General features: G+C 54.8%; 25 protein-coding genes and 4 tRNA genes. 28 read left to right on the top strand and 1 reads right to left on the bottom strand.

Features of this window, described 5'->3' with window-relative positions; genetic code table 11:
• The first annotated feature begins 5 nt into the window (after positions 1-5).
• From F0319_RS00145 to nei, 5 genes are read left to right on the top strand one after another with little or no spacing between them, the layout of a single operon-like run.
• On the top strand, positions 6-749 hold the full coding sequence (locus F0319_RS00145) for a type 2 GTP cyclohydrolase I (protein ID WP_045909572.1): 744 nt from the start codon (positions 6-8) through the stop codon (positions 747-749).
• 14 nt (positions 750-763) lie between these two features.
• The gene (pxpB, locus tag F0319_RS00140) at positions 764-1,420 is read left to right on the top strand and encodes a 5-oxoprolinase subunit PxpB (RefSeq protein WP_149366019.1); all 657 of its coding nucleotides are present in this window, start codon (positions 764-766) and stop codon (positions 1,418-1,420) included.
• Complete coding sequence (gene pxpC, locus F0319_RS00135; RefSeq protein ID WP_111964371.1) at positions 1,414-2,346, top strand: 5-oxoprolinase subunit PxpC; 933 nt, start codon at positions 1,414-1,416, stop codon at positions 2,344-2,346. Before pxpB ends, pxpC begins: the two co-directional genes overlap by 7 nt.
• Entirely contained in the window at positions 2,333-3,073 is a 741-nt protein-coding gene (gene pxpA / locus F0319_RS00130; protein ID WP_149366018.1) for a 5-oxoprolinase subunit PxpA, read from the top strand. Before pxpC ends, pxpA begins: the two co-directional genes overlap by 14 nt.
• An 18-nt stretch (positions 3,074-3,091) precedes the next feature.
• Entirely contained in the window at positions 3,092-3,883 is a 792-nt protein-coding gene (gene nei, locus F0319_RS00125; protein ID WP_149366017.1) for an endonuclease VIII, read from the top strand.
• A 99-nt stretch (positions 3,884-3,982) separates the two neighbouring features.
• Here nei and F0319_RS00120 read toward each other — a convergent pair whose 3' ends face one another.
• The gene (locus F0319_RS00120) at positions 3,983-5,266 is read right to left on the bottom strand and encodes a citrate synthase (protein WP_045909567.1); all 1,284 of its coding nucleotides are present in this window, start codon (positions 5,264-5,266) and stop codon (positions 3,983-3,985) included.
• A 639-nt stretch (positions 5,267-5,905) separates the two neighbouring features.
• Here F0319_RS00120 and sdhC point away from each other — a divergent pair.
• The 23 genes from sdhC to F0319_RS00005 all read left to right on the top strand — a co-directional run bounded on the left by sdhC (position 5,906) and on the right by F0319_RS00005 (position 25,684).
• Complete coding sequence (sdhC, locus tag F0319_RS00115; RefSeq protein WP_020684965.1) at positions 5,906-6,310, top strand: succinate dehydrogenase cytochrome b556 subunit; 405 nt, start codon at positions 5,906-5,908, stop codon at positions 6,308-6,310.
• Positions 6,304-6,651, top strand: a complete 348-nt coding sequence (gene sdhD, locus F0319_RS00110; protein WP_008501088.1) for a succinate dehydrogenase membrane anchor subunit — start codon at positions 6,304-6,306, stop codon at positions 6,649-6,651. Before sdhC ends, sdhD begins: the two co-directional genes overlap by 7 nt.
• A complete protein-coding gene (sdhA, locus tag F0319_RS00105) occupies positions 6,651-8,417 on the top strand; it encodes a succinate dehydrogenase flavoprotein subunit (RefSeq protein WP_024908800.1) in 1,767 nt (588 codons plus the stop codon). Before sdhD ends, sdhA begins: the two co-directional genes overlap by 1 nt.
• Before the next feature lie 15 nt (positions 8,418-8,432).
• Entirely contained in the window at positions 8,433-9,149 is a 717-nt protein-coding gene (gene sdhB / locus F0319_RS00100) for a succinate dehydrogenase iron-sulfur subunit SdhB (protein ID WP_008501090.1), read from the top strand.
• Positions 9,150-9,368: 219 nt separating this feature from the next.
• The gene (sucA, locus tag F0319_RS00095; protein ID WP_115874512.1) at positions 9,369-12,176 is read left to right on the top strand and encodes a 2-oxoglutarate dehydrogenase E1 component; all 2,808 of its coding nucleotides are present in this window, start codon (positions 9,369-9,371) and stop codon (positions 12,174-12,176) included.
• A gap of 14 nt (positions 12,177-12,190) precedes the next feature.
• Complete coding sequence (gene odhB / locus F0319_RS00090; RefSeq protein ID WP_008501093.1) at positions 12,191-13,411, top strand: 2-oxoglutarate dehydrogenase complex dihydrolipoyllysine-residue succinyltransferase; 1,221 nt, start codon at positions 12,191-12,193, stop codon at positions 13,409-13,411.
• Between the two features lie 83 nt (positions 13,412-13,494).
• Positions 13,495-14,661, top strand: coding sequence for an ADP-forming succinate--CoA ligase subunit beta (sucC, locus tag F0319_RS00085; protein WP_006809579.1), 1,167 nt, complete (start codon positions 13,495-13,497; stop codon positions 14,659-14,661).
• Positions 14,661-15,530, top strand: coding sequence for a succinate--CoA ligase subunit alpha (gene sucD, locus F0319_RS00080; protein WP_008501094.1), 870 nt, complete (start codon positions 14,661-14,663; stop codon positions 15,528-15,530). The genes sucC and sucD overlap by 1 nt, the downstream gene beginning before the upstream one ends.
• 732 nt (positions 15,531-16,262) lie before the next feature.
• On the top strand, positions 16,263-17,831 hold the full coding sequence (gene cydA / locus F0319_RS00075; protein ID WP_032638923.1) for a cytochrome ubiquinol oxidase subunit I: 1,569 nt from the start codon (positions 16,263-16,265) through the stop codon (positions 17,829-17,831).
• Positions 17,832-17,846: 15 nt separating this feature from the next.
• Positions 17,847-18,986 carry a cytochrome d ubiquinol oxidase subunit II gene (gene cydB, locus F0319_RS00070; RefSeq protein WP_023293006.1) on the top strand — a complete coding sequence of 380 codons (1,140 nt, stop codon included), beginning with the start codon at positions 17,847-17,849 and terminating at the stop codon, positions 18,984-18,986.
• A 14-nt stretch (positions 18,987-19,000) separates the two neighbouring features.
• Positions 19,001-19,114, top strand: a complete 114-nt coding sequence (gene cydX / locus F0319_RS00065) for a cytochrome bd-I oxidase subunit CydX (RefSeq protein WP_003858598.1) — start codon at positions 19,001-19,003, stop codon at positions 19,112-19,114.
• Entirely contained in the window at positions 19,114-19,404 is a 291-nt protein-coding gene (gene ybgE, locus F0319_RS00060) for a cyd operon protein YbgE (protein ID WP_008501100.1), read from the top strand. Before cydX ends, ybgE begins: the two co-directional genes overlap by 1 nt.
• Positions 19,405-19,552: 148 nt before the next feature.
• Positions 19,553-19,957, top strand: a complete 405-nt coding sequence (ybgC, locus tag F0319_RS00055; RefSeq protein ID WP_003858593.1) for a tol-pal system-associated acyl-CoA thioesterase — start codon at positions 19,553-19,555, stop codon at positions 19,955-19,957.
• A complete protein-coding gene (tolQ, locus tag F0319_RS00050) occupies positions 19,954-20,646 on the top strand; it encodes a Tol-Pal system protein TolQ (protein ID WP_008501101.1) in 693 nt (230 codons plus the stop codon). The genes ybgC and tolQ overlap by 4 nt, the downstream gene beginning before the upstream one ends.
• A 3-nt stretch (positions 20,647-20,649) precedes the next feature.
• Entirely contained in the window at positions 20,650-21,078 is a 429-nt protein-coding gene (tolR, locus tag F0319_RS00045; RefSeq protein WP_003858589.1) for a colicin uptake protein TolR, read from the top strand.
• Between the two features lie 28 nt (positions 21,079-21,106).
• A complete protein-coding gene (gene tolA / locus F0319_RS00040; RefSeq protein WP_116343915.1) occupies positions 21,107-22,360 on the top strand; it encodes a cell envelope integrity protein TolA in 1,254 nt (417 codons plus the stop codon).
• Between the two features lie 134 nt (positions 22,361-22,494).
• Positions 22,495-23,787 carry a Tol-Pal system beta propeller repeat protein TolB gene (gene tolB, locus F0319_RS00035; protein ID WP_008501103.1) on the top strand — a complete coding sequence of 431 codons (1,293 nt, stop codon included), beginning with the start codon at positions 22,495-22,497 and terminating at the stop codon, positions 23,785-23,787.
• A gap of 35 nt (positions 23,788-23,822) precedes the next feature.
• On the top strand, positions 23,823-24,344 hold the full coding sequence (gene pal / locus F0319_RS00030) for a peptidoglycan-associated lipoprotein Pal (RefSeq protein ID WP_003858578.1): 522 nt from the start codon (positions 23,823-23,825) through the stop codon (positions 24,342-24,344).
• A gap of 9 nt (positions 24,345-24,353) precedes the next feature.
• The gene (cpoB, locus tag F0319_RS00025) at positions 24,354-25,148 is read left to right on the top strand and encodes a cell division protein CpoB (protein WP_149366016.1); all 795 of its coding nucleotides are present in this window, start codon (positions 24,354-24,356) and stop codon (positions 25,146-25,148) included.
• Between the two features lie 161 nt (positions 25,149-25,309).
• Positions 25,310-25,385 (top strand) — tRNA-Lys (locus F0319_RS00020).
• A gap of 27 nt (positions 25,386-25,412) precedes the next feature.
• A tRNA-Val gene (locus F0319_RS00015) sits at positions 25,413-25,488 on the top strand.
• A gap of 3 nt (positions 25,489-25,491) precedes the next feature.
• Positions 25,492-25,567: transfer RNA gene (locus tag F0319_RS00010), tRNA-Lys, on the top strand.
• Between the two features lie 41 nt (positions 25,568-25,608).
• Positions 25,609-25,684 (top strand) — tRNA-Lys (locus F0319_RS00005).

Below are 25,684 nucleotides of genomic sequence, written 5' to 3'. Positions count from 1 at the left end.
TAAAGATGAAAAACAGCGAACTGGAACGCCTGATTAACGAAAAACTCAATACCGCCTCCTTTAGCGACTACGGTCCTAATGGCCTGCAGGTAGAAGGGCGCGAAACGGTGCAGAAAATTATCACCGGCGTCACGGCAAGCCAGGCGCTGCTGGACGAGGCCGTCCGTCAGGAGGCTGATGCGGTGATTGTCCATCACGGTTACTTCTGGAAAAACGAATCACCGATTATTCGCGGCATGAAGCGCAACCGCCTGAAAACGTTGCTGGCAAATGACATCAACCTGTACGGTTACCACCTGCCGCTGGACGCACATCCGGAGCTTGGTAACAACGTTCAGCTTGCCCGACTGTTGGGGATTACCGTAATGGGCGAAATCGAGCCGCTGGTGCCGTGGGGCGAGCTGGCGATGCCGGTTCCGGGGCTGGAACTGGCTTCATGGATTGAAGCGCGCCTGGGGCGTCGTCCGCTGTGGAGCGGCGATACCGGTCCGGATACGGTGAAGCGTGTTGCCTGGTGCACCGGAGGCGGGCAGGGCTTTATCGACAGCGCCGCGCGCTTCGGTGTCGATGCCTTTATCACCGGCGAGGTTTCCGAGCAGACCATTCACTCGGCGCGTGAACAGGGGCTGCATTTTTACGCGGCAGGCCATCATGCCACCGAGCGCGGCGGCATTCGCGCCCTCAGCGAGTGGCTGACGGAAAATACCGATCTGGATGTGACCTTTATTGATATTCCTAACCCGGCCTGATGAGAGGTGCCTGAGTGCAGCGAGCGCGTTGTTATCTTCTGGGAGAAACGGCAGTGGTTCTGGAGCTCGAGCCGCCGGTGACCCTTGCCACGCAAAAGCGTATCTGGCGGCTAACCCAGCGTCTGGTCGATCTGCCGGATGTGGTTGAAGCCATTCCGGGGATGAATAACATCACGGTGGTGCTGCGTAGTCCGCATACGCTGGCGCTGGATGCCATCGAACGTTTGCAGCGCTGGTGGGAAGAGAGCGAGGCGCTGGAGCCGGAATCGCGTGCCATTGAGATCCCGGTCGTTTATGGCGGTACGGGGGGACCGGATCTTGGTGTGGTCGCAGACCACTGCGGACTCACAGAAAAGCAGGTTGTTGAGTTGCACTGTTCGGTTGACTACGTCGTCTGGTTCCTGGGATTCCAGCCCGGATTCCCGTATCTGGGGGGATTATCTCCCCGTTTGCATACGCCGCGCCGCGCTGAGCCGCGCCTGAGCGTACCGGCGGGGACGGTGGCTATCGGTGGTGAGCAGACCGGCGTTTATCCGCTGACATCGCCCGGTGGATGGCAGCTTATCGGGCATACCGCCACCCCGTTATTTGAACCCGGGCTGGAGACGCCGATACTCCTGCGGCCCGGCGATACCCTTCGCTTTATCCCGCAGAAGGAGGGGGTATGTTAACGCTTATTCGCGCCGGGCTTTATACCTCCGTACAGGATGCCGGCCGCTTTGGTATGCGCCAGTCCGGCGTGAGCTATTGTGGCGCGCTGGACCGTCCAGCGCTGGAAATCGCTAACGTGCTGGTGGGCAACCCCGGCAGCACGGCGGCGCTCGAAATTACGCTCGGCCAGTGTGTCATTGAGTTTGGTCAGGAGACCTGGTTCGCGCTCACCGGCGCAGGCTGTGATGCCACGCTGGACGGCAAAGCGGTGTGGACCGGCTGGCGTCTGCGGGCTAAAGCCGGACAGCGTCTGACCTTAAAGCGCCCTTTACACGGCGTGCGTAGCTATCTTGCGGTGGCTGGCGGCATTGATGTGCCTGACGTGCTGGGCTCATCCAGTACCGATCAGAAAGCCGGGATTGGCGGTCACGAAGGACGGTTATTGCGCGACGGCGATCGCCTGGCGATTAAGCCCTCTTCGCGTCACTTCTCGACGGCTCAGGGGGTAAAACAACTCCTCTGGGGAAACCAGATCCGCGCCTTACCGGGGCCGGAATATCATGAGTTCGACGAGGCCTCAAAAGAGTCCTTCTGGCGCTCGCCGTGGAAGCTCAGTCCGCAGAGTAACCGTATGGGTTATCGTCTGCAGGGGCAGCCGCTGATCCGGACGACCGACAGAGAACTGCTCTCCCACGGTTTACTGCCAGGGGTTATTCAGGTTCCGGGCAACGGGCAACCGATCGTGTTAATGAACGACGCGCAGACGACGGGGGGCTATCCGCGAATTGCCTGCATCATTGAAGCCGATCGCTACCATCTGGCGCAAATTCCCCTCGGACAGCCGATTCACTTCGTTCAATGTTCGCTGGAGGAGGCGCTAAAGGCGCGGCAGGATCAGCAGCGCTATCTCGAACAGCTGGCGTGGAGGCTCGATGGTAAAGATTGATTTGAATGCCGATCTGGGCGAGGGCGGCAGCGCCGATGCGGCGCTGATGACGCTGGTCTCCTCGGTCAATATCGCCTGCGGCTTTCACGCGGGCGATGCGCAAACCATGCTGGAGAGCGTGCGTAACGCCATCAAAAACGGCGTCGCGATAGGCGCACATCCGAGCTTCCCTGACCGGGAAAACTTTGGCCGCACCGCGATGGACCTGCCGCCTGAAACGGTCTACGCACAGGTGCTCTACCAGATCGGCGCGCTGGAGGCGATGGTGCGCGCTGAGAACGGTGTGCTGCGCCACGTGAAGCCGCACGGCATGCTCTATAACCAGGCGGCAAAAGATCCGGCGCTGGCGGACGCTATAGCCCGTGCGGTGCGGGACTCTAATCCGCAGCTGATTCTGATCGGCCTGGCGGGCAGCGAGCTTATTCGTGCCGGAGAACGGCTGGGGCTGGCCACGCGGCAGGAGGTGTTTGCCGATCGGGGATACATGCCGGACGGCAGTCTGGTTCCGCGCACGCAAGCCGGTGCGCTGATTATCGATGAAGCGAAAGCGCTGGCCCAGACGCTGGAGATGGTGCGCTACGGGCGAGTGACCGCCGTGGATGGCACAACGGCGCACGTTCAGGCTGATACGGTATGTTTACACGGCGACGGCGAGCATGCGCTCCAGTTCGCGCGCCGCCTGCGGGCCGCGTTCGCTGAAGAGGGCATTCTTGTCAGCGCAGATTAATCATAAAAGGACAGAAAAATGCCAGAAGGCCCGGAGATCCGCCGCGCGGCGGATAGCCTCGAGGCGGCGATAAAGGGCAAACCGCTGACGGAGGCCTGGTTTGCTTTTCCTCAACTGAAACCGTTTGAATCACAGCTGGTGGGGCAGTCGGTAACGCATATTGAAACGCGCGGCAAAGCATTGCTCACGCATTTTTCCCATAACCTGACGTTATACAGCCATAACCAGCTTTACGGCGTCTGGCGCGTGGTGGAGGCGGGTGAACAGCCGCAAACGACCCGCGTGCTGCGCGTCAGGCTGCAAACGGCCGATAAGGCGATACTGCTCTTTAGCGCCTCTGATATCGAAATGTTAACGCCGGAGCAGTTGCTCACGCACCCGTTCTTACAGCGGGTTGGGCCGGACGTGCTGGATATGCGCCTGACGGCGAGCGATGTGAAGGCCCGGCTGTTATCGCCTGCATTCCGCAACCGGCAGTTTTCCGGCCTGTTTCTTGACCAGGCCTTTCTGGCCGGGCTTGGCAACTACCTGCGGGTGGAAATCCTCTGGGAAGTCGGGCTGGCGCCGCAGCATAAAGCCTCTCAGCTGAGCGATGAACAGCTGGAGGCGCTGTCCCACGCGCTGCTGGACATCCCGCGGCTGTCGTACAACACGCGTGGCGTAGTGGATGAAAACAAGCATCACGGGGCGCTGTTCCGCTTTAAGGTGTTTCATCGGGCGGGGAAAAAGTGCGAGCGGTGCGGAGGGATTATCGACAGGATGATGCTCTCTTCAAGACCCTTTTACTGGTGCCCGCACTGCCAAAAATAAAAGTAAAACGGTAACCCTTGGGTTACCGTTTTTAATGTTTTCACTCTCTCCCTGTGGGAGAGGGCCGGGGTGAGGGCATCAGGCCGCACCCAACGTCTTTTAGCGCTTCAGGTCAGACTTAAAATCACGCTGCTCGTAGCCGGTATACAACTGACGAGGACGCGCGATCTTCATGCCTTCGCTGTGCATTTCGTTCCAGTGCGCAATCCAGCCTACGGTACGCGCCATAGCGAAGATCACGGTGAACATGGAAGACGGAATGCCCATCGCTTTCAGAATAATGCCAGAGTAGAAATCAACGTTCGGGTAGAGTTTCTTCTCGATGAAGTACGGGTCGTTCAGCGCGATGTGTTCCAGCTCCATCGCCACTTCCAGCAGATCATCTTTGGTACCCAGCTCTTTCAGCACTTCGTGGCAGGTCTCACGCATCACAGTGGCGCGCGGGTCGTAGTTTTTGTAAACACGGTGACCGAAGCCCATCAGGCGGAAGGAATCATTCTTGTCTTTCGCGCGACGCACGAACTCAGGAATGTGCTCAACAGTGCTGATCTCTTCCAGCATCTTCAGTGCCGCTTCGTTCGCGCCGCCGTGCGCCGGTCCCCACAGGGAGGCGATGCCCGCAGCGATACAGGCGAACGGGTTCGCGCCTGAAGAGCCCGCGGTACGGACGGTAGAGGTAGAGGCGTTCTGTTCGTGGTCAGCGTGCAGGATCAGAATACGGTCCATCGCGCGTTCCAGAACCGGGTTCACTTCGTACTCTTCGCACGGCGTGGAGAACATCATGCGCAGGAAGTTACCCGCGTAGGAGAGGTCGTTGCGCGGATACACAAACGGCTGGCCGATGGAGTATTTGTAGCACATCGCCGCCATGGTAGGCATTTTGGACAGCAGACGGTAAGCGGCGATTTCACGGTGACGCGGGTTATTCACGTCAAGGGAGTCGTGGTAGAACGCTGCCAGCGCACCGGTAATACCGCACATCACCGCCATTGGGTGAGAGTCACGACGGAACGCATGGAACAGACGGGTAATCTGCTCATGGATCATGGTGTGACGGGTCACGGTGGTTTTAAATTCATCGAACTGGGCCTGCGTCGGTTTTTCGCCGTTCAGCAGGATATAGCACACTTCCAGGTAGTTGGATTCGGTGGCTAACTGATCGATAGGGAAGCCGCGATGGAGCAGGATACCTTCGTCACCGTCGATAAAGGTGATTTTGGATTCGCAAGATGCGGTAGAGGTAAATCCAGGGTCAAAGGTGAACATCCCTTTGGAACCCAGCGTACGGATATCAATAACATCCTGACCGAGCGTGCCTTTTAGCACATCCAGTTCAATAGCAGTGTCACCATTTAGGGTGAGCGTTGCCTTTGTATCAGCCATTTACGGTCTCCTTAGCGCCTTATGCTTAAGACTGCGCTTTACCGGATTTGCTTTCAGCTGTTAATCACCGTTACCAGATTGTTATTTGGCTTACCGCTCAGCTCACGAGGACAAACCAGGGTACAGAGCTATGGCGCCTTGCAGGTAAACGAATGAAATATCAGTGAAACAACAGCAAATCAGCGTTTTTGCAGTCCGAATTATTCAAACCTGTATATCACTAATAACTGTCCTGATAACTTCGGTCAATACCATCACACTGTTACATAACTATTTGTCAGGTGAAAGAGAGACCTCATAACTTTTGCGCATTATATGCCTTTTCTGATGACGTTTGTAACAATATTGTTTAACATTTGTCAAATCAGATGATTAAAAATTAAAAAGATGTTGTTATCGTGACCCTGATCACTGTTCCAGAGAAAACCCGACAAACTGTATGTAGGTTAATTGTAATGATTTTGTGAACGGCCTATACTGCCGCCAGGTCTCCGGAACACCCTGCAATCCCGAGCCACCCAGCGTTGTAACGTGTCGTTTAAGCATCTGGAAGCAGTGTTTTGCATGACGCGCAGTTATAGAAAAGGAACGCTGCTTGACCCGCATCGCAGTCCGGAGGAAGGAAACAATAAGAACAGCATGTGGGCGTTATTCATGATAAGAAATGTGAAAAAACAAAGACCTGTCAATCTGGATCTCAAAACGATCCGGTTCCCCGTAACAGCAATAGCGTCCATTCTGCACCGTGTTTCTGGTGTGATTACGTTTGTGGCGGTCGGTATTCTGCTGTGGTTACTGGGCACCAGCCTCTCTTCACCTGAAGGATTCCTCCAGGCCTCTGCCATCATGAACAGCTTCTTCGTGAAATTCATCATGTGGGGCATTCTGACCGCGCTGGCGTACCACGTCGTCGTGGGTGTTCGCCATATGCTGATGGACTTTGGCTACCTGGAAGAGACTTTCGAAGCCGGGAAACGCTCCGCTAACATTTCATTTGTGATTACTGTCGTGCTTTCACTTCTCGCAGGAGTTCTCGTATGGTAAGCAACGCCTCCGCATTAGGACGCAACGGCGTACATGACTTCATTCTGGTCCGTGCTACCGCCATCGTTCTCACTCTTTACATCATCTATATGATCGGTTTCTTCGCGACCAGCGGCACGCTGACGTGGGAAATCTGGAGTGGGTTCTTCGGATCCGCCTTCACCAAAGTGTTCACCCTGCTGGCCCTGTTCTCTATCCTTATTCATGCATGGATTGGCATGTGGCAGGTGTTGACCGATTACGTTAAACCGCTGGCGATTCGCCTCCCACTGCAGCTGGCCATTGTGGTTGCACTGGTGGTTTACGTTATTTATGGATTCGTTGTGGTGTGGGGTGTGTAATGAAACTGCCAGTCAGAGAATTTGATGCTGTTGTAATTGGTGCCGGTGGCGCAGGTATGCGTGCCGCACTGCAAATTTCCCAGAGCGGCCAAACCTGTGCGCTGCTCTCTAAAGTTTTCCCGACCCGTTCCCATACTGTGTCCGCGCAGGGCGGTATTACCGTTGCGCTGGGTAACTCCCATGAAGATAACTGGGAATGGCACATGTATGACACGGTAAAAGGTTCCGATTACATCGGCGACCAGGATGCCATCGAATATATGTGTAAAACCGGCCCGGAAGCGATTCTGGAGCTGGACCACATGGGTCTGCCGTTCTCCCGTCTGGAAAATGGCACTATCTATCAGCGTCCGTTTGGCGGCCAGTCGAAAAACTTCGGCGGCGAGCAGGCGGCACGCACCGCGGCGGCGGCTGACCGTACCGGTCACGCGCTGCTGCACACCCTGTATCAGCAGAACCTGAAAAACCACACCACCATCTTCTCCGAATGGTATGCGCTGGATCTGGTGAAAAACGCCGATGGCGCAATTGTTGGCTGTACCGCGCTGTGCATCGAAACTGGTGAAGTGGTTTACTTCAAAGCGCGCGCTACCGTGCTGGCGACCGGCGGTGCAGGCCGTATCTATCAGTCCACCACCAACGCCCACATCAACACCGGTGACGGTGTCGGTATGGCTATCCGCGCGGGCGTGCCGGTGCAGGATATGGAGATGTGGCAGTTCCACCCAACCGGTATCGCCGGTGCAGGCGTTCTGGTAACAGAAGGCTGCCGCGGTGAAGGTGGCTACCTGCTGAACAAACACGGTGAGCGCTTCATGGAGCGTTATGCCCCGAATGCGAAAGACCTGGCGGGTCGTGACGTGGTGGCGCGTTCCATCATGATCGAAATCCGTGAAGGCCGCGGCTGCGACGGCCCATGGGGTCCGCACGCGAAGCTGAAACTCGACCATCTGGGTAAAGAAGTTCTGGAGTCCCGTCTGCCGGGCATCCTGGAACTATCCCGCACCTTCGCACACGTCGACCCGGTGAAAGAGCCGATTCCGGTTATCCCAACCTGCCACTACATGATGGGCGGTATTCCGACCAAAGTGACCGGTCAGGCGCTGACCGTGAACGAGCAGGGCGAAGACGTGGTCATTCCTGGCCTGTTCGCGGTGGGCGAAATCGCCTGCGTATCCGTACACGGTGCAAACCGTCTGGGCGGCAACTCCCTGCTGGATCTGGTGGTGTTTGGTCGCGCAGTGGGTCTGCATCTGCAGGAATCCATTGCCGAGCAGGGTGCGCTGCGTGACGCAACCGACGACGAAATTGATGCCTCTCTTGAGCGCCTCAACCGCTGGAACGGCAACCGTAACGGCGAAGATCCGGTGGAAATCCGTAAAGCGCTGCAGGAATGTATGCAGCACAACTTCTCGGTATTCCGTGAAGGCGACGCGATGGCCAAAGGTCTTGAGCAGCTGAAAGCGATCCGCGAGCGTCTGAAAAATGCCCGTCTGGACGACACTTCCAGCGAGTTTAACACCCAGCGCGTTGAGTGCCTGGAGCTGGATAACCTGATGGAAACCGCGTTCGCGACCGCGATGTCGGCAAACTTCCGTACCGAAAGCCGTGGCGCCCATAGCCGCTTCGACTTCCCGGAGCGTGATGACGAAAACTGGCTGTGTCATTCCCTGTATCTGCCAGAGTCGGAAACCATGACGCGTCGTAGCGTCAACATGGAACCGAAACTGCGTCCGGCGTTCCCGCCGAAGATTCGTACTTACTAATGCGGAGACAGGATAATGAAACTCGAATTCTCAGTTTATCGTTATAACCCGGATGTTGATGACGCTCCGCGAATGCAGGACTACACCCTGGAAGCGGAAGAAGGTCGCGACATGATGCTGCTGGATGCCTTAATCCAGCTGAAAGAAAAAGATCCAACCCTGTCGTTCCGCCGCTCCTGCCGTGAAGGGGTTTGTGGCTCTGACGGTGTGAACATGAACGGCAAAAATGGCCTGGCCTGCATCACGCCAATATCAGCGTTGCAGCGTCCCGGTCAGAAAATTGTTATCCGTCCTCTGCCAGGCCTGCCGGTCGTGCGTGATTTGGTGGTAGACATGGGGCAATTCTATGCACAATATGAGAAGATTAAGCCTTACTTATTGAATAATGGGCAAAATCCACCGGCTCGTGAGCACTTACAGTCTCCTGAGCAGCGTGAAAAACTCGATGGTCTGTACGAGTGTATTCTCTGCGCATGCTGTTCTACGTCCTGCCCGTCGTTCTGGTGGAACCCGGACAAGTTTATCGGTCCGGCCGGTCTGCTGGCTGCCTATCGCTTCCTGATCGACAGCCGCGACACCGAAACCGACAGCCGTCTGGAAGGACTGAGTGACGCTTTCAGCGTATTCCGCTGCCATAGCATCATGAACTGCGTCAGTGTGTGTCCGAAGGGGCTGAACCCGACGCGCGCCATCGGCCATATTAAGTCGATGCTGCTGCAGCGCAGTGCGTAAGTAGTGAGAGGGGAGCGCTGTTCCCCTCACCTTAACCCTCTCCGACAGGGAGAGGGCATAGATTGCAGAAACCTTTAAAAACTGCCCTGAAGTCTAGACAGTTTCTAAAGGTTCCTTCGCGGGCCACAAAGAGCTCGCAGGTGAACCCCGGCACGTACACGTGGTGTGCGTGGTAGTTTCTACGGCGAAAGTAAGCATAAAAATGCTTAAGGGATCACGATGCAGAACGGCGCAATGAAAGCCTGGCTGGACTCTTCTTACCTCTCTGGTGCCAACCAGAGCTGGATAGAACAGCTCTATGAAGACTTCTTAACCGATCCTGACTCAGTGGACGCAAACTGGCGTTCCATGTTCCAGCAGTTGCCTGGTACAGGGGTCAAACCGGATCAATTCCATTCCAAAACACGTGATTATTTCCGTCGTCTGGCGAAGGATGCCTCACGTTACTCTTCTGCGATTTCCGACCCTGACACCAATGCGAAGCAGGTTAAAGTCCTGCAGCTTATCAACGCTTATCGCTTCCGTGGTCACCAGCATGCGAATCTCGATCCGCTGGGACTGTGGAAACAAGACCGTGTGGCCGATCTCGATCCGGCATATCACGATCTGACCGAGGCCGATTTCCAGGAAAGCTTTAACGTAGGTTCCTTTGCCATCGGCAAAGACACGATGAAGCTGGGCGATCTGATTGACGCGCTCAAGCAAACCTACTGCGGCTCCATCGGCGCGGAATACATGCACATTACCTCTACCGAAGAGAAGCGCTGGATCCAGCAGCGCATCGAATCCGTAGCGGGCCACGCGACCTTCTCGGCTGACGAGAAAAAACGCTTCCTCAGCGAACTGACCGCAGCGGAAGGCCTTGAGCGCTATCTGGGCGCGAAGTTCCCGGGCGCAAAACGCTTCTCGCTGGAAGGCGGTGACGCCCTGGTGCCGATGCTGAAAGAGCTGATTCGTCATGCAGGCAAGAGCGGCACCCGTGAAGTGGTGCTGGGCATGGCGCACCGTGGTCGTCTGAACGTGCTGGTCAACGTGCTGGGTAAAAAACCGCAGGACCTGTTCGACGAATTCGCGGGCAAACATAAAGAACACCTCGGCACCGGCGACGTGAAGTACCACATGGGCTTCTCGTCTGATATCGAAACCGAAGGCGGTCTGGTTCACCTGGCGCTGGCGTTTAACCCGTCACACCTGGAAATCGTCAGCCCGGTGGTTATCGGTTCCGTGCGCGCGCGTCTGGATCGTCTGGACGAGCCGAGCAGCAACAAAGTACTGCCAATCACCATCCACGGCGATGCGGCGGTAACAGGGCAGGGCGTGGTTCAGGAAACCCTGAACATGTCGAAAGCGCGTGGTTATGAAGTGGGCGGTACCGTTCGCATCGTGATCAACAACCAGGTGGGCTTCACCACCTCTAACCCGCTGGACGCGCGTTCTACCCCGTACTGCACCGACATCGGTAAGATGGTGCAGGCGCCGATCTTCCACGTTAACGCGGATGACCCGGAAGCCGTTGCTTTCGTTACCCGTCTGGCGCTGGACTTCCGTAATACCTTCAAACGCGATGTGTTCATTGACCTCTTCTGCTACCGCCGTCACGGCCACAACGAAGCGGATGAGCCAAGTGCAACCCAGCCGCTGATGTATCAGAAAATCAAAAAACACCCGACTCCGCGCAAAATCTATGCTGACAAGCTGGAAGGCGACAAAGTGGCGACGCTGGAAGATGCGACCGAAATGGTCAACCTCTACCGCGACGCGCTGGATGCGGGCGAATGCGTAGTGAAAGAACTGCGTCCGATGAACATGCACTCCTTTACCTGGTCGCCGTACCTCAACCACGAGTGGGATGAGAGCTACCCGAATAAGGTTGAGATGAAGCGCCTGCAGGAGCTGGCTAAACGCATCAGCACCGTGCCGGACGCTATCGAGATGCAGTCGCGCGTGGCGAAAATTTATGCTGACCGTCAGTCCATGGCGGCAGGCGAGAAGCTCTTCGACTGGGGCGGTGCGGAAACGCTGGCCTACGCAACGCTGGTTGACGAAGGCATTCCTGTTCGTCTGTCCGGTGAAGATGCGGGCCGTGGAACCTTCTTCCACCGTCACGCGGTTGTTCACAACCAGTCCAACGGTTCAACCTACACCCCGCTGCAGCACGTGCACAACGGTCAGGGCCAGTTCAAGGTCTGGGACTCCGTGCTGTCTGAAGAAGCGGTTCTGGCCTTCGAATACGGTTATGCCACCGCTGAACCACGCACCCTGACCATCTGGGAAGCGCAGTTCGGTGACTTCGCTAACGGTGCGCAGGTGGTTATCGACCAGTTCATCTCCTCCGGCGAGCAGAAGTGGGGCCGTATGTGTGGCTTGGTAATGCTGCTGCCGCACGGTTATGAAGGTCAGGGTCCGGAGCACTCTTCCGCGCGTCTGGAACGTTATCTGCAGCTCTGCGCCGAGCAGAACATGCAGGTCTGCGTGCCGTCCACCCCGGCGCAGGTCTACCACATGCTGCGTCGTCAGGCGCTGCGCGGTATGCGTCGTCCGCTGGTGGTGATGTCGCCGAAGTCCCTGCTGCGTCACCCGCTGGCGGTGTCGAGCCTGGATGAACTGGCAAATGGCACCTTCCTGCCGGCCATCGGTGAAATTGACGAGCTGGATCCGCAGGCCGTGAAGCGTGTGGTGATGTGTTCTGGTAAGGTTTATTACGACCTGCTGGAACAGCGCCGTAAGAACGATCAGAAAGATGTCGCCATCGTGCGTATCGAACAGCTTTATCCGTTCCCGCACCAGGCGGTGCAGGAAGCGCTGAAACCGTACGCTCACGTTCATGATTTTGTCTGGTGCCAGGAAGAGCCGCTTAACCAGGGCGCATGGTACTGCAGCCAGCATCATTTCCGTGAAGTGATTCCATTTGGGTCAGCCCTGCGCTATGCAGGTCGCCCGGCCTCCGCCTCTCCGGCGGTAGGGTATATGTCCGTTCACCAGAAGCAGCAACAAGATCTGGTCAATGACGCGCTGAACGTCGATTAATTAAAGGATACATAATGAGTAGCGTAGATATTCTTGTTCCCGACCTGCCTGAATCCGTAGCAGATGCGACCGTCGCTACCTGGCACAAAAAACCAGGCGATGCCGTTAAGCGCGATGAAGTGCTGGTAGAAATCGAAACTGACAAAGTGGTACTGGAAGTACCGGCTTCGGCGGATGGCGTTCTGGACGCGGTGCTGGAAGATGAAGGTACTACCGTCACCTCTCGTCAGATCCTGGGTCGCCTGCGTGAAGGCAACAGCGCGGGCAAAGAGTCCAGCGCTAAATCTGAAGAGAAAGCCTCTACGCCGGCGCAGCGCCAGCAGGCTTCTCTGGAAGAACAGTCTAACGATGCCCTCAGCCCGGCGATCCGTCGCCTGCTGGCGGAACACAGCCTTGACCCGGCAGCCATTAAAGGCACCGGTGTGGGCGGTCGTCTGACCCGTGAAGACATCGACAAGCATCTGGCGAAAGCGCCTGCTCAGGCCGAAGCGAAAGCTCCTGCGGCGGCGCCAGCAGCTCAGCCTGCGCTGGGTGCCCGCAGCGAAAAACGCGTGCCGATGACCCGCCTGCGTAAGCGCGTTGCCGAGCGTCTGCTGGAAGCGAAAAACTCTACCGCGATGCTGACCACCTTCAACGAAGTGAACATGAAGCCAATCATGGACCTGCGCAAGCAGTACGGTGACGCGTTTGAAAAACGTCACGGTATCCGTCTGGGCTTTATGTCCTTCTACGTGAAGGCGGTGGTTGAAGCGCTGAAACGCTATCCGGAAGTGAACGCGTCCATCGATGGCGATGACGTGGTTTACCACAACTATTTCGACGTCAGCATGGCGGTTTCTACTCCACGCGGCCTGGTAACGCCGGTTCTGCGTGATGTGGATACCCTGGGTATGGCTGACATCGAGAAGAACATTAAAGAGCTGGCCGTGAAAGGCCGCGACGGCAAGCTGACCGTAGACGACCTGACCGGCGGTAACTTCACCATTACCAACGGCGGCGTATTCGGCTCGCTGATGTCTACCCCGATCATTAACCCGCCGCAGAGCGCGATCCTGGGTATGCATGCCATCAAAGATCGCCCTATGGCGGTAGACGGTAAAGTTGAGATCCTGCCAATGATGTACCTGGCGCTCTCTTACGATCACCGCCTGATCGACGGCCGCGAGTCCGTGGGCTTCCTGGTCGCGATTAAAGAGCTACTGGAAGATCCAACCCGTCTGCTGCTGGACGTCTAGTTTTGCAGTCTTGCCCGGCGGCGTATGGCTGCCGGGCCAATAAAAGCACGACCTAACGATTACCTGAAGGATGGATAGAACACATGAACTTACATGAATATCAGGCCAAACAGCTGTTTGCCCGGTATGGCTTACCGGCTCCGGTGGGTTATGCCTGTACTACCCCGCGTGAAGCAGAAGAAGCCGCATCTAAAATCGGTTCCGGCCCTTGGGTAGTTAAGTGTCAGGTTCACGCTGGTGGCCGTGGTAAAGCGGGCGGTGTGAAGGTTGTTAAGAGCAAAGAAGAGATTCGTGCGTTTGCTGAACATTGGCTCGGCAAGCGTCTGGTAACGTACCAGACAGATGCGAACGGCCAGCCGGTTAACCAGATCCTGGTGGAAGCGGCGACCGACATCGCGAAAGAACTTTATCTGGGCGCGGTTGTTGACCGTAGCTCCCGTCGCGTGGTGTTCATGGCGTCTACCGAAGGCGGCGTGGAAATCGAAAAAGTGGCGGAAGAGACCCCGCACCTGATCCACAAAGTGGCTATCGATCCGCTGGCAGGCCCAATGCCTTACCAGGGTCGCGAGCTGGCGTTCAAGCTGGGCCTGGAAGGTAAACTGGTTCAGCAGTTCACCAAGATCTTCATGGGTCTGGCAACTATCTTCCTGGAGCGCGATCTGGCGCTGATCGAGATCAACCCACTGGTGATCACCACCCAAGGCGATCTGATCTGCCTCGACGGCAAGCTGGGCGCTGACGGCAACGCGCTGTTCCGCCAGCCGGATCTGCGCGAAATGCGCGACCAGTCTCAGGAAGACCCGCGTGAAGCACAGGCTGCGCAGTGGGAACTGAACTACGTGGCGCTGGACGGCAACATTGGCTGCATGGTTAACGGTGCGGGCCTGGCAATGGGCACCATGGACATCGTTAAGCTGCACGGCGGTGAGCCAGCAAACTTCCTCGACGTGGGCGGTGGCGCAACCAAAGAGCGCGTAACCGAAGCGTTCAAAATCATTCTCTCTGACGACAACGTGAAGGCCGTTCTGGTTAACATCTTCGGCGGTATCGTCCGTTGCGACCTGATCGCCGACGGTATCATCGGCGCGGTAGAAGAAGTAGGTGTTAACGTTCCCGTGGTTGTGCGTCTGGAAGGTAACAACGCTGAACTCGGCGCGAAAAAACTGGCTGACAGCGGCCTGAATATTATTGCAGCGAAAAGTCTGACGGATGCAGCTCAGCAGGTTGTTGCCGCAGTGGAGGGGAAATAATGTCAGTTTTAATTAATAAAGATACCAAGGTTATCTGCCAGGGCTTCACCGGTAGCCAGGGGACTTTCCACTCCGAACAGGCAATTGCCTACGGTACGCAGATGGTTGGCGGTGTTACGCCAGGTAAAGGCGGCACCACCCACCTGGGCCTGCCTGTGTTTAACACCGTGCGTGAAGCCGTAGAAGCGACGGGCGCCACCGCGACCGTGATCTACGTTCCGGCACCGTTCTGCAAAGACTCTATTCTGGAAGCGATCGACGCAGGCATCAAACTGATCATCACCATCACCGAAGGCATCCCGACGCTGGATATGCTGACCGTGAAGGTGAAGCTGGATGAAGCTGGCGTGCGTATGATTGGCCCGAACTGCCCAGGCGTTATCACCCCGGGCGAATGCAAAATCGGCATCATGCCGGGCCACATTCACAAACCGGGTAAAGTGGGCATCGTGTCCCGTTCCGGTACCCTGACCTATGAAGCGGTTAAGCAGACCACCGACTACGGTTTCGGCCAGTCCACCTGCGTGGGCATCGGCGGTGACCCGATCCCGGGCTCTAACTTCATCGACATCCTGAAGCTGTTCCAGGAAGATCCACAGACCGAAGCGATCGTGATGATCGGTGAGATCGGTGGTAGCGCGGAAGAAGAAGCGGCTGCTTACATCAAAGAACACGTGACCAAGCCAGTTGTGGGCTACATCGCGGGTGTGACTGCGCCGAAAGGCAAGCGTATGGGTCACGCAGGCGCGATCATCGCCGGTGGTAAGGGTACGGCTGATGAGAAATTCGCAGCGCTGGAAGCCGCAGGCGTGAAAACCGTTCGCAGCCTGGCGGATATCGGCGAAGCACTGAAATCCATCATTAAGTAAGTCCTCTCTGCTCCCCGAAAGGGGGGCGTTGCAGTATAAAAATGTCCGTTTCGACATGGTTGGCCGCTGTAAAGCGGCCTTTTTTATTGCCTGCCGGGCGTCATGCAATAGTCACAATTGGGTGTTAATTAGAGAGGATGTAAAAGTAAAATAATTGTTATTTATTTGCCTTTAAGAGAGCAGATGGAAAAAAATAAAAAACGCACTAAAATTTATGTCCTGAATAAATCAGTCATTAAGCGTAACTGAGTTAATAAAAATCACTTCTGTTTATATTCATCCGTCGATTCGATAACCTTAATTGTATTTCATATACATATCTTTAACATGGTTTTTACCATGTTCACCACATCAAAACACAATTAACATTAAGAATTGTTTTTGATTTAAATCAATGTTTAATCCTTGGAAAAAGGCGCTGAAAAGCGCTAAATTGTTCCCGATCAAAATGGCCGAAAAGTGGTAATTTTGCTATAAATTGATCGCCGTCGAAAAACGTAAATGTGATTCAATAAAAACCTGTTTATTGTAAGGGTTTTGCAGCGTATTATATTTGCGGGATCAATTTGAGTTTTTTATTAACGTATTTGTAACCTCACGTCATCGTTTTTATCCTCCCTCAGGGTAATAACGACGACAAGGATGCGAATAATTTGTATTGGGGCATGCGTGTGGATCTCTTTCTGACGGGGTCCACTCTCGGAGTCTTCATGCGATGAGCAAGGAGTCATGATGTTAGATATAGTCGAACTGTCGCGCTTACAGTTTGCCTTGACCGCGATGTACCACTTCCTGTTTGTGCCACTGACGCTCGGTATGGCGTTCCTGCTGGCCATTATGGAAACGGTATACGTTCTCTCCGGCAAACAGATTTATAAAGATATGACCAAGTTCTGGGGCAAGTTGTTTGGTATCAACTTCGCACTGGGCGTGGCAACCGGTTTGACCATGGAGTTCCAGTTCGGGACTAACTGGTCTTACTATTCCCACTATGTAGGGGATATCTTCGGTGCGCCGCTGGCCATTGAAGGTCTGATGGCATTCTTCCTCGAATCCACCTTTGTAGGTCTGTTCTTCTTCGGTTGGGACCGTCTGGGTAAAGTCCAGCATATGGCGGTGACCTGGCTTGTGGCATTAGGTTCGAACCTGTCCGCGCTGTGGATCCTGGTTGCGAACGGCTGGATGCAGAACCCTATCGCGTCTGATTTCAACTTCGAAACCATGCGTATGGAGATGGTCAGCTTTGCCGAGCTGGTCCTGAACCCGGTTGCTCAGGTTAAATTCGTTCACACCGTCGCTTCTGGCTACGTGTGCGGCGCGATGTTTGTGCTGGGCATCAGTTCTTACTATATGCTGCGTGGTCGTGACTTCGCGTTTGCTAAGCGCTCCTTTGCTATCGCTGCAAGCTTCGGTATGGCTGCCATCCTCTCTGTTATCGTTCTGGGTGATGAATCCGGTTACGAAATGGGTGACGTGCAAAAAACCAAACTGGCCGCCATCGAAGCCGAATGGGAAACCCAGCCGGCGCCTGCTGCCTTTACGCTGTTCGGTATTCCCGATCAGGACGCGCAGGAAAACCGCTTTGCCATTCAGATTCCTTACGCGCTGGGTATCATTGCCACTCGTTCTGTTGATAAGCAGGTGACGGGTCTGAAAGAGCTGATGGTTCAGCACGAAGAGCGTATTCGTAACGGTATGAAAGCCTACTCGCTGCTGGAACAGCTGCGTGCTGGCTCTACAGACCAGACCGTCCGCGACCAGTTTAACGACGTGAAGAAAGATCTGGGTTATGGCCTGCTGCTGAAGCGTTATACCCCGAACGTTTCTGATGCGACGGAAGCGCAGATCCAGATGGCAACCAAAGACTCGATTCCACGCGTTGCGCCTCTGTACTTCGCATTCCGTATCATGGTGGGCTGCGGCATCATCATGCTGCTGATCATTGCGGCGTCCTTCTGGTCTGTGATTCGCAACCGCATCGGCGAGAAAAAATGGCTGCTGCGCACCGCGCTTTACGGTATTCCACTGCCGTGGATCGCAATTGAATCCGGCTGGTTTGTTGCGGAGTATGGCCGTCAGCCATGGGCGATCGGTGAGGTCCTGCCAACGGCGGTGGCGAACTCGTCCCTGACCGCAGGCGACCTGATCTTCTCCATGCTGCTGATTTGTGGTCTGTACACCCTGTTCCTGGTGGCTGAACTGTTCCTGATGTTCAAGTTCGCGCGCCTTGGCCCAAGCAGCCTGAAAACCGGTCGCTATCACTACGAGCAGTCCACTGCGACTACTCAGCCGGCACGCTAAGACAGGAGTCATCAAATGATCGATTATGAAGTATTGCGTTTTATCTGGTGGCTGCTGGTCGGCGTTCTGCTGATCGGTTTCGCCGTCACGGATGGTTTCGACATGGGGGTGGGGATGCTCACCCGTTTCCTCGGTCGTAATGACACCGAGCGTCGAATCATGATCAACTCCATCGCTCCGCACTGGGACGGTAACCAGGTGTGGCTGATCACCGCAGGCGGCGCGCTGTTCGCTGCCTGGCCGATGGTCTACGCGGCTGCGTTCTCCGGTTTCTATGTGGCGATGATTCTGGTGCTGGCCTCTTTATTCTTCCGTCCGGTCGGTTTCGACTACCGTTCGAAGATTGAAGATACCCGCTGGCGCAACATGTGGGACTGGGGCATCTTCATCGGTAGCTTCGTTCCACCGCTGGTGATCGGCGTGGCGTTTGGTAACCTGCTGCAGGGCGTACCGTTCCACCTGGACGAATACATGCGTCTTTACTACACCGGTAACTTCTTCCAACTGCTGAATCCGTTTGGTCTGCTGGCCGGTGTCGTCAGCGTGGCGATGATCATCACTCAGGGCGCAACCTACCTGCAGATGCGTACTGTAGGCGAGCTGCATCTGCGCTCCCGCGCGACGGCTCAGGTTGCTGCGCTGGTTACGCTGGTTTGCTTCGCGCTGGCCGGCGTTTGGGTGGTGTACGGCATTGATGGCTACGTGGTGACGTCTGCCATTAACCACACCGCACCGTCTAACCCGCTGACCAAAGAAGTGGCGCGTCAGGCTGGCGCTTGGCTTGTGAACTTCAACAATACCCCTGTGCTGTGGGCGATCCCGGCGCTGGGCGTGCTGCTGCCGCTGCTGACCATGTTGACGTCTCGTCTGGAAAAAGGTGCGCTGGCGTTCGTGTTCTCTTCACTGACTCTGGCATGCATCATCCTGACGGCGGGTATTGCGATGTTCCCGTTCGTCATGCCATCCAGCACCATGCTGAATGCTAGCCTGACCATGTGGGATGCTACGTCCAGCCACATGACGCTGAACCTGATGACGTATGTTGCTTGCGTGTTCGTTCCGATCGTTCTGGCCTACACCATCTGGTGCTACTGGAAAATGTTCGGTCGCATCACGAAAGAACATATCGAAAGCAACACCCACTCTATGTACTAAGTAAGGAGCTGAATATGTGGTATTTCGCATGGATTTTAGGGACGCTTCTTGCCTGTGCATTTGGTGTCATCACTGCCCTGGCGCTTGAGCACGTTGAAGCGACCAAAGCGGGTGAAGAAAAACACTGATGAATATTATCGCGAAACTTTACGCGGTAATGGATAAGCGCCCGTTACGGGCGCTTTCTTTAGTGATGGCATTACTGCTGGCAGGCTGTATCTTCTGGGACCCTTCGCGCTTTGCAGCGAAAACCAGCGAGCTTGAAATCTGGCACGGCTTCCTTATTATGTGGGCGGTGTGCGCAGGTGTGATCCACGGCGTGGGCTTTCGTCCGAAAGCCGTTCACTGGCAGGGAATTTTCTGCCCGCTGATTGCCGATCTGGTGCTTCTCGCCGGTTTGATTTTCTTCTTCTTCTGAATAAGAAATGTCCGTTAACGTTATGGGCTTACCCGAGCCCATAAAAATTTACTCTCCGTTTACTTTCCCCCATTCCCAACCCTCTTTCCCGCGCGTATAGTAGCGAAGTTTAAAAGCTCTAACTTTTGTTGCATTACCGGGATGTAAAGTGAATACAACGCTGTTTCGATGGCCGGTTCGTGTCTATTACGAAGATACCGATGCCGGTGGTGTGGTTTACCACGCCAGCTACGTTGCTTTTTATGAACGGGCACGCACAGAGATGCTGCGCCATCATCACTTTAGTCAACAGGTTCTGTTGGCTGAGCGAGTTGCCTTCGTGGTACGCAAGATGACGCTTGAGTATTTTGCGCCTGCCAGACTCGACGATATGCTCGAAGTCCAAACTGAAATTACATCAATGCGTGGGACCTCACTGGTTTTCACGCAGCGGATAGTCAACGCAGAGAATACCGTACTGAACTCAGCTGAAGTACTGATTGTTTGTGTTGATCCAACCATAATGAAGCCTCGTGCGCTTCCTAAGTCTATTGTCGCGGAGTTTAAGCAGTGACTGACATGAATATCCTTGATTTGTTCCTGAAGGCAAGCCTTCTGGTTAAACTTATCATGTTGATTTTGATTGGTTTTTCAATCGCATCCTGGGCCATCATCATCCAGAGAACGCGTATCCTCAATGCCGCCGGCCGTGAAGCTGAAGCGTTTGAAGATAAGTTCTGGTCGGGTATTGAGCTTTCTCGTCTGTACCAGGAGAGCCAGGGACGCCGTGAAAACCTGACCGGCTCCGAGCAAATTTTCTACAGCGGTTTCAAAGAGTTTGCTCGTCTGCATCGTGCAAACAATCATGCGCCGGAAGCGGTGGTGGAAGGTGCCTCGCGTGCGATGCGTATCTCTATGAACCGTGAACTGGAAAACCTTGAAACGCACATTCCTTTCCTCGGCACTGTCGGCTCCATCAGCCCGTATATCGGTCTGTTTGGTACCGTGTGGGGGATCATGCACGCCTTTATCGCGCTGGGCGCGGTGAAGCAGGCGACGTTGCAGATGGTTGCACCGGGTATCGCTGAAGCACTGATTGCGACCGCTATCGGTCTGTTTGCGGCAATTCCTGCGGTTATGGCTTACAACCGTCTGAACCAGCGCGTGAACAAACTGGAACTGAACTACGACAACTTTATGGAAGAGTTCACTGCGATTCTGCACCGTCAGGCGTTTACCAGCACCGAGAGCAACAAGGGGTAAACCATGGCCAGATCGCGTGGACGAGGTCGTCGCGAGCTCAAGTCCGAAATCAATATCGTTCCACTGCTGGATGTCCTGCTGGTACTGCTGCTGATCTTCATGGCAACAGCGCCAATCATTACCCAGAGCGTGGAAGTGGATCTGCCGGATGCGACAGAATCACAGGCGGTGAGCACCAATGACGATCCTCCGGTTATCATTGAGGTTTCCGGCGTAGGGCAATACAGCGTCGTAGTAGAGAAAGATCGTATGGATCAGCTGCCGCCTGAGCAGGTTATTGCTGAAGCGCAGCGTCGTCTGGAGTCAAATCCGAAAACGGTCTTCTTAATCGGTGGCGCAAAAGACGTACCCTACGATGAAATTATTAAAGCGCTGAACTTGCTACATAGTGCGGGTGTTAAGTCAGTTGGCTTAATGACCCAACCAATTTGATCATCCGCGTAGTTTTTGGGAACCGATAGTGTCAAAGGCAACCGAACAGAACGACAAGCTTAAGCGAGCGATAATCGTCTCCGCAGTGCTGCACGTGATTCTCTTTGCAGCGCTGATCTGGAGTTCGTTCGACGAGCATATTGATGCATCAGCCGGCGGCGGTGGAGGGTCTTCCATTGACGCCGTGATGGTGGATCCCGGTGCGGTAGTACAGAACTATAATCGCGAACAACAGCAGAAGGCGAGTGCCAAACGGGCTGAAGAGCAGCGTGAAAAACAGGCGCAACAGCAGGCGGAAGAACTGCGTGAAAAGCAGGCCGCAGAGCAGGAGCGTCTGAAGCAGCTTGAGAAGGAACGTTTGCAGGCGCAGGAAGCCGCGAAAGCGCAGGCAGAGCAGCAGAAACAAGCCGAAGAGGCCGCGAAGAAAGCACAGGAACAGCAAAAGCAGGCGGAAGAGGCGGCAGCTAAAGCCGCAGCGGACGCGAAAGCACAGGCTGATGCCCAGGCAAAATTAGCGGCAGAAGCGGCGAAGAAAGCCGCTGCTGATGCTCAGAAGAAAGCTGAAGCGGAAGCCGCGAAGAAAGCCGCTGCTGATGCCCAGAAGAAAGCTGAAGCGGAAGCCGCGAAGAAAGCCGCTGCCGATGCTCAGAAGAAAGCCGAAGCGGAAGCCGCGAAGAAAGCCGCTCAGGAAGCAGAGAAGAAAGCTGCTGCCGAGGCTGCAAAGAAAGCCGCTGCTGCTGAGAAAGCGGCTGCAGAAAAAGCTGCCGCTGCTGAAAAAGCGGCTGCAGATAAAAAAGCTGCAGCTGAGAAGGCCGCTGCCGATAAGAAAGCGGCTGCTGAAAAAGCGGCAGCTAAAAAGGCTGCCGCCGCTGAAAAAGCCGCTGCTGCCGCAGGGGTTGACGATCTGCTGGGCGATTTGAGCTCAGGTAAGAATGCACCGAAAACGGGCGGTGGGGCGAAAGGAAACAACGCAGCGCCGACGGGAAGTGGTAACACTAAGAGTAACGGTGCGACAGGGGCTGAAATCAACGGTTATGCCGCGCAGATTAAATCCGCTATTGAAAGCCGATTCTATGATGCGTCTTCCTATACCGGTAAAACGTGTACGTTGCGTATAAAACTGGCTCCGGACGGCATGCTGCTGGATATCAAGTCTGAAGGTGGCGACCCGGCTTTATGTACTGCGGCCCTGGCTGCAGCGCGTCAGGCGAAGATGCCTAAACCGCCGTCTCAGGCTGTTTACGAAGTCTTCAAAAATGCGCCGCTGGACTTCAAACCTTAAGTTACATTTTCTCCGTGCAAACGGGGAAAAATAGACCAGGTTTAGTCACAGGGTTCTGGTAGTTTTGTCTATTTGAGTTTGTTAACATTCTGCTAAATTATCGTGGGTAAGGTTACCCGGATAAGGGAGATATGATGAAGCAGGCATTACGTGTAGCATTTAGTTTTTTAATGCTGTGGGCAGCAGTACTGCACGCAGAAGTACGTATCGAGATCACCCAGGGGGTGGACTCGGCACGCCCAATCGGGGTTGTTCCGTTCCAGTGGGCCGGTCCTGGCGCTGCACCTGAAGATGCCGGTGGCATCGTGGCGGCTGACCTGCGTAACAGCGGTAAATTCAACCCGTTAGATCGTTCTCGTCTGCCTCAGCAGCCGGGTAGCGCGCAGGAAGTACAGCCTGCAGCATGGTCTGCGCTGGGTATTGATGCCGTGGTTGTGGGGCAGGTTACGCCTAACCCGGACGGCTCTTACAACGTTGCCTGGCAGCTGGTGGATACCGGCGGTGCACCGGGTACCGTTCTGGCACAGAACTCTTACAAGGTCACTAAGCAATACCTGCGCTATGCTGCACATGCTGCCAGCGATGCGGTATTTGAAAAACTGACCGGCATTAAAGGTGCGTTCCGTACCCGTATCGCGTACGTGGTGCAGACCAACGGTGGTCAGTTCCCGTACGAACTGCGCGTATCTGACTACGACGGCTACAACCAGTTCCTGGTGAAACGTTCTTCACAGCCGCTGATGTCTCCAGCCTGGTCTCCGGACGGTTCTAAACTGGCCTATGTAACCTTCGAAAGCGGCCGCTCAGCGCTGGTTATCCAGACGCTGGCAAACGGTGCTGTTCGTCAGGTAGCGTCGTTCCCACGTCACAACGGTGCGCCTTCGTTCTCTCCGGACGGCTCTAAACTGGCCTTTGCGCTGTCAAAAACCGGTAGCCTGAACCTGTACGTGATGGATATTGGCTCTGGTCAGATCCGTCAGGTTACCGACGGTCGCAGCAACAACACTGAACCTTCATGGTTCCCGGACAGCCAAAACCTGGCGTTTACTTCTGACCAGGCCGGCCGTCCACAAATCTATAAAGTCAACATCAACGGCGGTGCTCCGCAGCGTATTACCTGGGAAGGTTCGCAGAACCAGAACTCAGACGTGAGCAGCGACGGTAAATTTATGGTAATGGTGAGCTCCAACGGTGGGCAGCAGCACATTGCCAAACAAGATCTGGTAGCGGGTGGCGTTCAAGTTCTGTCGTCAACGTTCCTGGATGAAACGCCAAGTCTGGCACCTAACGGCACGATGGTAATCTACAGCTCTTCTCAGGGGATGGGATCTGTGCTGAATCTGGTTTCTACAGATGGGCGTTTCAAAGCGCGTATTCCGGCAACTGATGGACAGGTAAAATCACCTGCCTGGTCGCCGTATCTGTAAATAATAATTAATTGATTACTAAAGGAATCATAGAAATGCAACTGAACAAAGTGCTGAAGGGGCTGATGATCGCTCTGCCTGTAATGGCAATCGCAGCGTGTTCTTCTAACAAGAACGCCAGCAATGACCAGAGCGGCGAAGGCATGATGGGTGCCGGCACCGGTATGGACGCGAACGGCAATGGCAACATGTCTTCTGAAGAGCAAGCGCGTCTTCAGATGCAGCAGCTGCAGCAGAACAACATCGTTTACTTCGATCTGGATAAATACGACATCCGTTCTGACTTCGCTGCGATGCTGGATGCGCACGCTAACTTCCTGCGTAGCAACCCATCTTACAAAGTCACCGTAGAAGGTCACGCGGACGAACGTGGTACCCCAGAGTACAACATCTCCCTGGGTGAACGTCGTGCTAACGCTGTTAAAATGTACCTGCAGGGTAAAGGCGTTTCTGCTGACCAGATCTCCATCGTTTCTTACGGTAAAGAAAAACCTGCAGTACTGGGTCACGACGAAGCGGCTTACTCCAAAAACCGTCGTGCCGTACTGGTTTACTAAGAGAATTGCATGAGCAGTAACTTCAGACATCATCTGTTGAGTCTGTCGTTACTGGTTGGAATAGCGGCCCCCTGGGCCGCTTTTGCTCAGGCACCAATCAGTAGTGTCGGCTCAGGCTCGGTAGAAGACCGGGTCACTCAACTCGAGCGTATTTCTAACGCTCATAGCCAGCTTTTAACCCAACTCCAGCAACAGCTTTCCGATAACCAGAATGATATTGACTCTCTCCGCGGTCAGATTCAGGAAAGCCAGTATCAGCTTAACCAGGTTGTGGAACGTCAGAAGCAAATCTTGTTGCAGATAGATAGCCTGAGCAGCGGTGGTGCAGCAGCACAGCCAGCCGCAGGCGATCAGAGCGGTGCTGCGACGTCTGCGCCAGCGCCATCTGCTGATGCTTCAGCCTCAACAGGCGCGCCTGTACAGAGCGGTGACGCGAATACTGACTACAATGCGGCTATTGCCCTGGTGCAGGATCAATCTCGTCAGGATGACGCGATTACTGCGTTTCAGAACTTTGTTAAGAAATACCCTGATTCCACTTATCAGCCAAATGCCAATTACTGGCTCGGTCAGTTGAATTACAACAAGGGTAAAAAGGACGATGCGGCGTTTTATTTTGCCTCCGTGGTAAAAAACTACCCGAAATCGCCAAAAGCGCCTGATGCGATGTACAAAGTGGGCGTCATCATGCAGGACAAAGGCGACACTACGAAAGCCAAAGCGGTTTATCAGCAGGTGGTCTCTAAATTCCCGGGCACCGAAGGTGCTAAGCAGGCGCAAAAACGTCTGAATTCGATGGGATGATTATCGCATGACCAGAAATCGCGTTATTTCTGGTCGTGCAGCATGATTACTAAGCAGTTAAGTGATCTTCATCGAAATTTTTGTTGCGCAGAATTCTTAAATCAGTAATATATGCCGCCGTTGCCACGGGATATCAAACAACGTGAAAACAGCATAAAAGTGGGTCGTTAGCTCAGTTGGTAGAGCAGTTGACTTTTAATCAATTGGTCGCAGGTTCGAATCCTGCACGACCCACCACTTAACGCAGTTCCGGCAGTACAGAGTGGGTGATTAGCTCAGTTGGTAGAGCATCTCCTTTACACGGAGGGGGTCGGCGGTTCGAGCCCGTCATCACCCACCACTCGGGTCGTTAGCTCAGTTGGTAGAGCAGTTGACTTTTAATCAATTGGTCGCAGGTTCGAATCCTGCACGACCCACCAATTTTATTGGTGCCGAGTGATAATTCAGGCAACACCCGAATGGGTCGTTAGCTCAGTTGGTAGAGCAGTTGACTTTTAATCAATTGGTCGCAGGTTCGAATCCTGCACGACCCACCA

This window comes from Enterobacter vonholyi (genome assembly GCF_008364555.1).
In the GTDB taxonomy this organism is placed as follows: Bacteria; Pseudomonadota; Gammaproteobacteria; order Enterobacterales; family Enterobacteriaceae; genus Enterobacter; species Enterobacter vonholyi.
The sequence above is the reverse complement of the archived record's forward strand: the minus strand, read 5'-3'. Positions and strand labels throughout refer to the sequence as shown.

What these genes read in the sequence shown, in the direction of transcription:
- odhB (WP_008501093.1), top strand. Translation starts at nt 12,191, where the DNA reads ATGAGTAGCGTAGATATTCTTGTTCCCGACCTGCCTGAATCCGTAGCA.
- tolB (WP_008501103.1), top strand. Translation starts at nt 22,495, where the DNA reads ATGAAGCAGGCATTACGTGTAGCATTTAGTTTTTTAATGCTGTGGGCA.
- sdhA (WP_024908800.1), top strand. Translation starts at nt 6,651, where the DNA reads ATGAAACTGCCAGTCAGAGAATTTGATGCTGTTGTAATTGGTGCCGGT.
- sdhC (WP_020684965.1), top strand. Translation starts at nt 5,906, where the DNA reads ATGTGGGCGTTATTCATGATAAGAAATGTGAAAAAACAAAGACCTGTC.
- cydX (WP_003858598.1), top strand. Translation starts at nt 19,001, where the DNA reads ATGTGGTATTTCGCATGGATTTTAGGGACGCTTCTTGCCTGTGCATTT.
- nei (WP_149366017.1), top strand. Translation starts at nt 3,092, where the DNA reads ATGCCAGAAGGCCCGGAGATCCGCCGCGCGGCGGATAGCCTCGAGGCG.
- F0319_RS00145 (WP_045909572.1), top strand. Translation starts at nt 6, where the DNA reads ATGAAAAACAGCGAACTGGAACGCCTGATTAACGAAAAACTCAATACC.
- tolR (WP_003858589.1), top strand. Translation starts at nt 20,650, where the DNA reads ATGGCCAGATCGCGTGGACGAGGTCGTCGCGAGCTCAAGTCCGAAATC.
- F0319_RS00120 (WP_045909567.1), bottom strand. Translation starts at nt 5,266, where the DNA reads ATGGCTGATACAAAGGCAACGCTCACCCTAAATGGTGACACTGCTATT.
- sdhB (WP_008501090.1), top strand. Translation starts at nt 8,433, where the DNA reads ATGAAACTCGAATTCTCAGTTTATCGTTATAACCCGGATGTTGATGAC.
- pxpC (WP_111964371.1), top strand. Translation starts at nt 1,414, where the DNA reads ATGTTAACGCTTATTCGCGCCGGGCTTTATACCTCCGTACAGGATGCC.
- sucD (WP_008501094.1), top strand. Translation starts at nt 14,661, where the DNA reads ATGTCAGTTTTAATTAATAAAGATACCAAGGTTATCTGCCAGGGCTTC.
- sucC (WP_006809579.1), top strand. Translation starts at nt 13,495, where the DNA reads ATGAACTTACATGAATATCAGGCCAAACAGCTGTTTGCCCGGTATGGC.
- sdhD (WP_008501088.1), top strand. Translation starts at nt 6,304, where the DNA reads ATGGTAAGCAACGCCTCCGCATTAGGACGCAACGGCGTACATGACTTC.
- cpoB (WP_149366016.1), top strand. Translation starts at nt 24,354, where the DNA reads ATGAGCAGTAACTTCAGACATCATCTGTTGAGTCTGTCGTTACTGGTT.
- cydB (WP_023293006.1), top strand. Translation starts at nt 17,847, where the DNA reads ATGATCGATTATGAAGTATTGCGTTTTATCTGGTGGCTGCTGGTCGGC.
- pal (WP_003858578.1), top strand. Translation starts at nt 23,823, where the DNA reads ATGCAACTGAACAAAGTGCTGAAGGGGCTGATGATCGCTCTGCCTGTA.
- ybgE (WP_008501100.1), top strand. Translation starts at nt 19,114, where the DNA reads ATGAATATTATCGCGAAACTTTACGCGGTAATGGATAAGCGCCCGTTA.
- cydA (WP_032638923.1), top strand. Translation starts at nt 16,263, where the DNA reads ATGTTAGATATAGTCGAACTGTCGCGCTTACAGTTTGCCTTGACCGCG.
- sucA (WP_115874512.1), top strand. Translation starts at nt 9,369, where the DNA reads ATGCAGAACGGCGCAATGAAAGCCTGGCTGGACTCTTCTTACCTCTCT.
- pxpA (WP_149366018.1), top strand. Translation starts at nt 2,333, where the DNA reads ATGGTAAAGATTGATTTGAATGCCGATCTGGGCGAGGGCGGCAGCGCC.